Source organism: Shimia sp., assembly GCF_041624275.1.
Taxonomy (GTDB): domain Bacteria; phylum Pseudomonadota; class Alphaproteobacteria; order Rhodobacterales; family Rhodobacteraceae; genus Shimia.
Genome location: NZ_JBFJVE010000156.1, coordinates 1 through 7,554 on the forward strand (window position 1 = coordinate 1; position 7,554 = coordinate 7,554).

8 protein-coding genes are annotated in these 7,554 nt (G+C 68.1%); 3 read left to right on the plus strand and 5 right to left on the minus strand.

The annotated features are described in order from the left end of the window. A partial coding sequence (locus tag ABZD10_RS11815) for a class I adenylate-forming enzyme family protein (protein ID WP_372886723.1) occupies positions 1 to 1,266 on the plus strand: 1,266 nt, incomplete at its 5' end. Beyond that, positions 1,263 to 1,523, plus strand: a complete 261-nt coding sequence (locus tag ABZD10_RS11820) for an acyl carrier protein (RefSeq protein ID WP_372886724.1) — start codon at positions 1,263 to 1,265, stop codon at positions 1,521 to 1,523. The genes ABZD10_RS11815 and ABZD10_RS11820, both read left to right, overlap by 4 nt. A 53-nt stretch (positions 1,524 to 1,576) precedes the next feature. Here ABZD10_RS11820 and ABZD10_RS11825 read toward each other — a convergent pair whose 3' ends face one another. The 3 genes from ABZD10_RS11825 to ABZD10_RS11835 form a co-directional block, all read right to left on the minus strand. Then, complete coding sequence (locus ABZD10_RS11825) at positions 1,577 to 2,227, minus strand: hypothetical protein (RefSeq protein WP_372886725.1); 651 nt, start codon at positions 2,225 to 2,227, stop codon at positions 1,577 to 1,579. A gap of 95 nt (positions 2,228 to 2,322) precedes the next feature. Further along, on the minus strand, positions 2,323 to 3,501 hold the full coding sequence (locus ABZD10_RS11830) for an acetate/propionate family kinase (protein ID WP_372886727.1): 1,179 nt from the start codon (positions 3,499 to 3,501) through the stop codon (positions 2,323 to 2,325). After that, positions 3,498 to 4,472 carry a bifunctional enoyl-CoA hydratase/phosphate acetyltransferase gene (locus ABZD10_RS11835; protein WP_372886729.1) on the minus strand — a complete coding sequence of 325 codons (975 nt, stop codon included), beginning with the start codon at positions 4,470 to 4,472 and terminating at the stop codon, positions 3,498 to 3,500. Before ABZD10_RS11835 ends, ABZD10_RS11830 begins: the two co-directional genes overlap by 4 nt. Positions 4,473 to 4,675: 203 nt before the next feature. Here ABZD10_RS11835 and ABZD10_RS11840 point away from each other — a divergent pair, with 203 nt between their 5' ends. Beyond that, the gene (locus ABZD10_RS11840; protein WP_372886731.1) at positions 4,676 to 5,743 is read left to right on the plus strand and encodes a hypothetical protein; all 1,068 of its coding nucleotides are present in this window, start codon (positions 4,676 to 4,678) and stop codon (positions 5,741 to 5,743) included. Here ABZD10_RS11840 and ABZD10_RS11845 read toward each other — a convergent pair. Both ABZD10_RS11845 and ABZD10_RS11850 read right to left on the minus strand, forming a co-directional pair. Beyond that, positions 5,716 to 6,213, minus strand: a complete 498-nt coding sequence (locus ABZD10_RS11845; RefSeq protein WP_372886733.1) for a flavin reductase family protein — start codon at positions 6,211 to 6,213, stop codon at positions 5,716 to 5,718. The genes ABZD10_RS11840 and ABZD10_RS11845 overlap by 28 nt on opposite strands. A gap of 83 nt (positions 6,214 to 6,296) precedes the next feature. Beyond that, positions 6,297 to 7,554, minus strand: a 1,258-nt coding sequence (locus ABZD10_RS11850) for an exonuclease domain-containing protein (RefSeq protein WP_372886734.1), incomplete at its 5' end; no start/stop codon positions are given.

Genomic DNA, 7,554 nt, shown 5'->3' on the forward strand with positions numbered 1-7,554 from the left:
ACCGCCCTTGTGGCGCTCTTGCGGCGCGGGATTTCGATCGTCGTGCTGCCGGCCGATGGCGCGGCTGAGGCGCCGCCCTTCTGCGCCGCGGTGTTCGATACCGCGCGCATGGAGGCCGGGCCGCTGCCGGGATCGGCCGGGGCCGCCGCCACGAAGCCGCCGCCGCAGGCCGAGGCAACGGCGCGCGAACCGCGGATCTATGTCGCGACCTCGGGGTCGACCGGCGCGCCGAAGTGGGTGGTCTACAGCCGCGCGGGGCTGATCCTCAATGCCGACGGGGTGCGCGAGCGGATGCGGATCAGCCGCGACGACTGCGTTCTGGTCTCGACCCCGCTGGCGCATATGTTCGGCCTTGGTGGCGGGCTGCTGCCGGCGCTTCTGGCCGGGGCCTCGCTTCGGGTGACACGGGGCGGCGACCCCCTGTCGATCCTGGCGGCGGAACGCGATTGCGAGCCGACGGTGGCCTTTCTGATCCCCGGCCAGTGCCGCGCCCTGCTGCCGCTGCGGCGCGATGCGCGCCGCTACCGGGTCGTCGTCGTCGGCGTCGGGCGCCTGTCCGAGGATTTCGCGGCCCGTTTCGAAAAGATGCACGGCCCGGTGGTGGCGATGTATGGGTCGACCGAGCTTGGCGCGGTCGTCGGCGGCCATCCCGATGCCGAGCCAGAGCGCCGCCACCGCTTTATCGGGCCGCCGCTGAAATCGGCGCGGGTCTTCGTCGAGGCCGACCAGACCGACGGGCAGGGGCGCGCCATCGGCCCGGTGATGGTGGAACAGGCGGCCGGCTACCTCGGCTACGGCGATGCCACGGGGCAGCTGATCGCGCCCGCCCCGGCGCGGCAGGCGACCGGCGATCTCGGCACCCTCGGCGCGGCCGGCGAACTCGACATTCTCGGGCGGGCCGACGACCGCATCCGGCGCGACGGCTACTGGGTGCTGACCAGCGAGGTCGAGGCCTGCCTGAGCGACGCCGCGAGCCTGGCCGAGGCGGCGGTGATCGCCTCCGGCGAGACCCGGCGCGGCGCCGGCCTTGTGGCCTTTGTCGTCATGGCGCCGGGGGCGGTGTTCGAGACCGCCGGCCTGATGCAGCATTGCCGCGACCGCCTGCCGGGGCATATGGTGCCCGACCGGATCGTGCCCTTGGCGCGGTTCGAGAGGCTGGCTTCGGGCAAGATCGACCTTCAGGCGCTGGCGGCGCGCGCCGAGGACACCGGATTTGCCGCCGAAGGATCTGCGGCCGAAGGATCGCCCGAGGAGGACCGGCAATGACCGAGGCCGAGTTCGACATTCTGCGCAAACTGGTTCTGGGCGCCGCCAAGAGCGATCTTTGCCCCGCCGATCTGCCGCTTGATCTGGCGCTGTTCGAGGACGGTCTGGGGATGGATTCCTTTGCCGTCGTCGACCTCGTGATGGGGGTCGAAGGCGCCTTTGGCGTGCAGTTCCGCGAGGCCGATTTCGTGGTCGAGAATTTCGCCGACATCCGCGCCATCGCGGCGCTGGTCGGGCGCCGTCGCAGCGGAAATTGAGCCTGGAAATTGAGCCTGGAAATTGAGGCCCGGGAACCGATGCGTGGCGCGGTTCAGCCCGCCGGCGCGTCGACGGTCTTCTGCGGCGGGAAGACGGCGGCGAGATCGCCGCGCCGCGCCATCTGGCTCATGATCTTGTGGTCGTCGTTATGCTTCGGGTCCGAGGGGTGCAGGGTCAGGTGCGGGGTGTCGGCGAGAGCCTCGGCGAATTCGGTATCCTTTTGATTATGAGGCGAATAATGGATGTGAAACTCGGTTCGTCCGTTCCACTCCGAGAGCAGCTGCCGAAGCCTCGGGCCGCGACCGGGGCCGCGCGGGCAGAAGGCGAAAACCGCGTTCACCTTGAGGTGATGGCCCATCTCCAGGGCCGAGAAGCCGCCGCTGGAATTGCCGACGCAATAGACCTCGCTCAGCTGCGGCAGGCTGGCGGCATAGCGGCGGTGCCAGTGCAGCACCGCGTCGAAACTGGGGTAATTGTCGTCGAGCCCGCCCTCGAAGAACTGCACCAGCGGGTCGCGCAGAAAGGCCAGGTTGCGCTCGGCAAGGCCGGAATGCAGAAGGAACATCGGATTTTTGCCGTTCAGCGCCCGGCGCAGGCCGGGGTAGACGAAGAACAGTTGGGCCGAATGCGGCCGGCTCAGGATCGAGGTGCCCGCCGGCAGCGGCAGGTCGCTCTCGGTCGGTGCGCTTGACGGCTCGGGCATCGGTCTGGCTCCGGTATCCTCAGTGATCGGCCAATAACAACAGTGACTTGCAGCTTAGCGACCCCGGGCCCGGCAAGGCAACCGTTATCCGGCGGCTAACCGGGCAGGGCCGCGGCCTCGGGCATGTGCCGGCAGGTCTGGTCGGCGATCACCCGCTCTTCGTCGGTGGCGATGACAAAGGCCGCGACCGGGCTGTCGGGCAGGGTCAGGCACGGCCCGCCCGCGAGATTGGCCTTGGCATCAAGCCGCAGCCCCAGCCAGGCCGCCTGTTCGAGAATGCCCTGGCGGATGGCGGGGGCGTTTTCGCCGATCCCGGCGGTGAAGACGATGGCATCGACCCCGCCGAGTGCCGCAGCCATCGAGCCGATCTGGCGCGCCGCGCGATAGGTGAAAAGGTCGATGGCCTCGCGCGCCTCGGGGCGGTCGCTGGCTTCGAGATCGCGCATGTCGCTGCTGATCCCCGACACGCCCAAGAGCCCCGATCGATTGGAAACCAGCGCCTCGGCCTCGGGCAGGGACAGCCCCTTTTCGCGCATCAGGTAGAAGATCACGCCGGGGTCGATGTCGCCGCAGCGCTTGCCCATCATCAGCCCGTCGAGGGCGGTGAACCCCATCGAGGTGGCGACGCTTCGGCGGTCTTTCATGGCGCAGATGCTGGCGCCATGTCCAAGGTGGAGCACGATCACCCGGCCCTTGGCGGCATCGCCCAGATAGCCGGGCAGCTGCGAGGCAATAAATTCATAGCTCAGCCCATGGAACCCGTAGCGCAGCACGCCCGCGTCGGTCAGTGCGCGTGGGATCGCGAACATCTGCGCCAGACGCGGCTGGCTGCGGTGAAAGGCGGTGTCGAAACAGGCGACCTGGGGGATTTCGGGCCAGAGTTCTTCCAGCGCCGTGATCCCGGCGAGATTGTGAGGCTGGTGCGACGGGGCCAGCGGCGCAAGCTGGCGGATGCCTTCGATGACCCCGGCATCAATCAGGGTGCTTTCGGTGAAGGTCTGGCCACCATGGACCACCCGGTGCCCGGCCGCGACCAGTTCCGCGCCGCGCAGCTGCCCTTGCAGGTCCTGCGCCAGCCAGCGCAGGATCTTGTCATGCCCGGCATCCTCGGCGAGGGGCAGTTTCTCGCGGCGTGTTGCGCTGCGCAGTTCGGCGCCGGCGCCGATGCGCTCGATCGCCCCTTTCAGCATCAAGGCGCCGCCGATCCGGGCTTCGAACACGCCGTATTTGATCGACGAGCTGCCAGCGTTGAGAACCAGAATGGCCTTGGTCACAGAATGCTCCTTCCCTGTTTGTGATGGGCCAGAAGCTGCGCCAGAGCCGCCGAAACGATGCGCGCCAGCGTGCCGTCGGCGCGGCTGGTCAGCATCACCGGCACCCGCGCGCCCAGCACGATCCCGGCGCAATCCGCACCGGCGAGATAGATCAGCTGCTTGGCGATCATGTTGCCGCTTTCCATGTCCGGCGCCACCAGGATGTCGGCCTCGCCGGCGACCTCGGAAACGATGCCCTTGGCCAGGGCGGCCTCGCGCGAGATCGCGTTGTCGAAGGCCAGCGGCCCGTCGAGCAGCGCGCCGGTGATCTGGCCGCGGTCGGCCATCTTGCACAGGGCGCCGGCCTCGACCGTCGAGGGGATCTTGGGGGTGATGGTCTCGACCGCCGACAACAGCGCCACCCTGGGCGCGGCCACCCCCAGCGCATGGCACAGGCCGATCGCGTTCTGGATGATGTCGGCCTTGGTGGTGAGGTCGGGAAAGATGTTGATCGCCGCGTCGGTGATCATCAGCGGCTTGGGATAGCTCGGCACGTCGAGCACGAAGGCATGGCTCATGCGCCGTTCGGTGCGCAGCCCGCGCGTTCTGTCGACCACTTCGGCCATGATCTCGTCGGTGTGCAGCGCGCCCTTCATCAGCGCCTGCACGCGCCCCTCGTGCACCAGTTTCACCGCCTGTCGCGCCGAATCGTGGCTGTGCAGGCTGGGCACGATCTCGATCCCGCCGAGATCCCGGCCGGCGGCCTCGGCGGCGGCGCGGATCCGTGCTTCGGGGCCGACGAGAACCGGGGTGATCAGACCGTGGTCACGGGCCGCCATCGCGCCTTCGAGGGCGGTTTCGTTGCAGGGGTGCACCACGGCGGTGACAATCTCGGGAAGCGGCGCCGTGGCCTTCAAGAGCTGCGCGAAATCGGCCCCGATCCGAAGACCGTTCTGGGATGGTTTGGGGCGGTGCAGGGGCGGCATCGTCATGGCAGGATCCTGTTGCGGGGCGTTAGCGGGCAATGTTGGACAATTGTGGCGCGCTGTAAAGCCAAGGCTTCGCAGTTGCGCGGCGGCGGCCCCGGTTGCAACGGGGGGCGTGGGGGGGCGTGGGGTGCGTGGAGGGCGTGGATGTGCTTGCCCGCAGCGGCGGTTGCCGTCACACTGGGCGCAATCAGAAAAACGGACCCGCGATGAGCAGCACATCAGACATGCCCCGTGAAAAGACCATCACCCCCGAGCGGATCTCGGAACTGGCCGAGCTGCATTTCGCCGAGCCGGTGGTGCGCATCACCGCGCCCGGCGGCAAGAAACGCGATTCGGTGCGGGTGCATTTCCGCGACCGGAGCGTCATTGCCTCGTACCGCTATCGCCCGTCGCGGCTTCAGCGCGAGATTCTGGTGCTGGAAAAACTGCATGGCGCCGGGGCGCCGGTGCCCGAATACCTCGGGCGGCAGGGGGCGCTGTTGTTCCAGTCCGATGTCGGCTCGGGGCGGCTGAGCTCGCAGATGCACGGCCGCGACCACGCCGGGCAGGTGGCGCTGGCGCGCGCCGCCTTTGACAGTCTCTGGACCATCAAGCGCGCCGCCAAGGAGACCGGCCTTACCGAGCAGGTGCCCGAAGTCGGCGTGACCTCGGTCTTCGTGGCACGGTTTGCCACCTGTGCCCAGCGGATCGGCCGGGGGCTCGACCTGGCGTTGCCCGCGGTCGACTGGGGCGGGATCAGCCGCGCCGTGGTGCCGGTGCCGCGCCATTTCGTGAAATGGGATGCGCGTTCGGGCAATGCGGCGCTGCGCGGTGACGGCACCCTGAGCTGGTTCGACTGGGAACACGCCGGGCGGCGCATGGGGGTCGAGGATTTCGGCTTTCTGATCGCCGATGAATTCTGGCCGCTGTCGCCCGAGGACAGTCTCGAGGCCTTTGCCGCAACCTGTCCGGGCCGGGCCGAGGCGCTGCTGCCGCATCTGATCCGCTTCAGCGCCCTGCAGGCGATCGAGCGCATCCGGCTGATCCAGAACGAGGTTTTCAAGCGCGGCTGGACCGATTTCCGGCGCGCCCAACGCTATGACCGGATGGGTGCGGCACCGGAACTGCTGCGCAGCGTGGCCCGGCACGGCGACGCGCTGGCCCGGCTTGATCCGCTGACCGCGCCGCTGTCGGGCTGGTGTTCGCAGGCTGCCGAAGCGCTGATTGCATGGCAGCCGGAGCGGCCAGAGCGGCCAGAGAAGGCAGATCAGGCGCCGGCGTCGAACGCGCCGTAGCGGCTTTGGGCGAAGACCAGAGGCGCGCCTTCGCAGATCGTCACCTGCTGGACCTCGCCGACGATGATGGCGTGATCGCCGCCGTCGTGCAGGGTCGTTGTCACGCATTCAAAGCGGGTCAGGCAGTCCTCGATCAGCGGCACCCCGTTGGCGCCGAGCCGCATCCTGGTCTGGTCGAAGGCATCGCCCCGGCGCGAAAACTCGAGCGCAAGCTCCTTCTGGTCGGCGCGCATCACGTGGATGGCGAAATGGCGCGCGTCGCGGAACAGCGGGTAGCGCAGCGAGGTCTTGGAGGGCGACCACAGCACCAGCGGCGGGGTCAGCGAAATCGAGGAAAAGGAATTCGCGGTCATGCCGATGCCGCCCGTGGCACTGGGCGCGGTCACGATGGTGACACCGGTGGCGAAACAGCCCAGGGCATCGCGGTAGTCGCGGGTGTTGTCCTGTCCGGGGGTAAACTGCCTGATCATTTCAAGCGGATCCTAAGTCCTGCGCGCGTGTCCTACCGGATTTACAGGCATTTGCGCGGGGCGCAACCGCTTTCCCCCGTCTATCAGTTCAGATCCTCGAGCAGCCGGCCGTGTTTGCGGGTCTGTTCGACCACCTGGCCGAAGGTCTTGTAGCCGCGCGAGGACAGCATCGGCAGCATCAGGCACAGCACCTCGGCGGTGGCCTGGGCATCGCCGAGGGCGGTGTGGCGCAGATGGTCGGGGATGGTGACCTTCAGCCGCTCGCAGAGCGCGTCCAGCGTGTGGGTTTCGCTGGCGCCGAACAGCACCGCCGACAACAGCACCGTGTCGAGGATCGGGTGGCGCCACTGCAAGCCGTTGGTGGTGCCGTGACGGCGCAGGAAGGCCATGTCGAAGGGGGCGTTATGGGCGACGATCACCGAATCGTGGGCAAAGGTGTGGAAGCGCTGCGAGGCGGTGTGGATGTCGGGGGCATCAGCCACCATCAGGTCGGTGACGCGGTGCACCCTGGTCGAGGCCGGCGGGATCTTGATGCCCGGGTTGACCAGCTGGTTGATGGTCTCGCCGGGCACGATGCGCCCGTTCAGCACCCGCACCGCGCCGATCTGCACGATCTCGTCCTTATGCGGCAGAAGCCCGGTGGTCTCGGTGTCGAAGACGGCAAAGGTCAGCTCTTCGATCGGCGTGTCCTCGATCGCCGCCTCGCGCATCCGCACCCGTTCCAGAAGCTCGAAGTCATAGACCAGCGGCCGCGCCGCATCGGGCGAGATCTGGACGTGTTCCTCGTCGATCAGGATCATATAGCCCGAGGCGTGGCCAAGCGGCTTCAGGCGCCCGTCGAAGGTCAGGTCGCACATGGTCGATTCGGCGGTGAAGGACACGTCGCGGCCGGTCTTGACCAGCGACTTATAGGCCTTCAGCAGCGAGCCTTCCTTGAAATAGTCGAAGATCGACGCGTTGAGGCGCGGGGTGTGGATCTGGCTCAGCACCTCGGCCGCCTGACCGTCGTACAGCACGATCTGATGCGCCGGGCTGACCAGGATCATGGCCACCGGGATCTCGGTCAAGAGCGCGGTCAACCGTTCCTTCTCGGCCGCCAGATGGGCGGTTTCCTGGGCCACCGCCTGGGCGGTTTCCATCGTCGTCTTGCTCAGCACCGAAGAGACGGCCTCGGCGGCGGGGGCCAGGTCGCCGAGATAGCGCGCGGCATGGGTATCCATCTGCTGTTCCACCCCGGCATGGGCGCGGGTGCGCAGGGTTGCCGCCAGCCGCTCGATCGGCTTGGCGACGTTTTCGTCGAACAGCAGCCACACCCCGGCGGTCAGCGCCACCAGCCCGAAG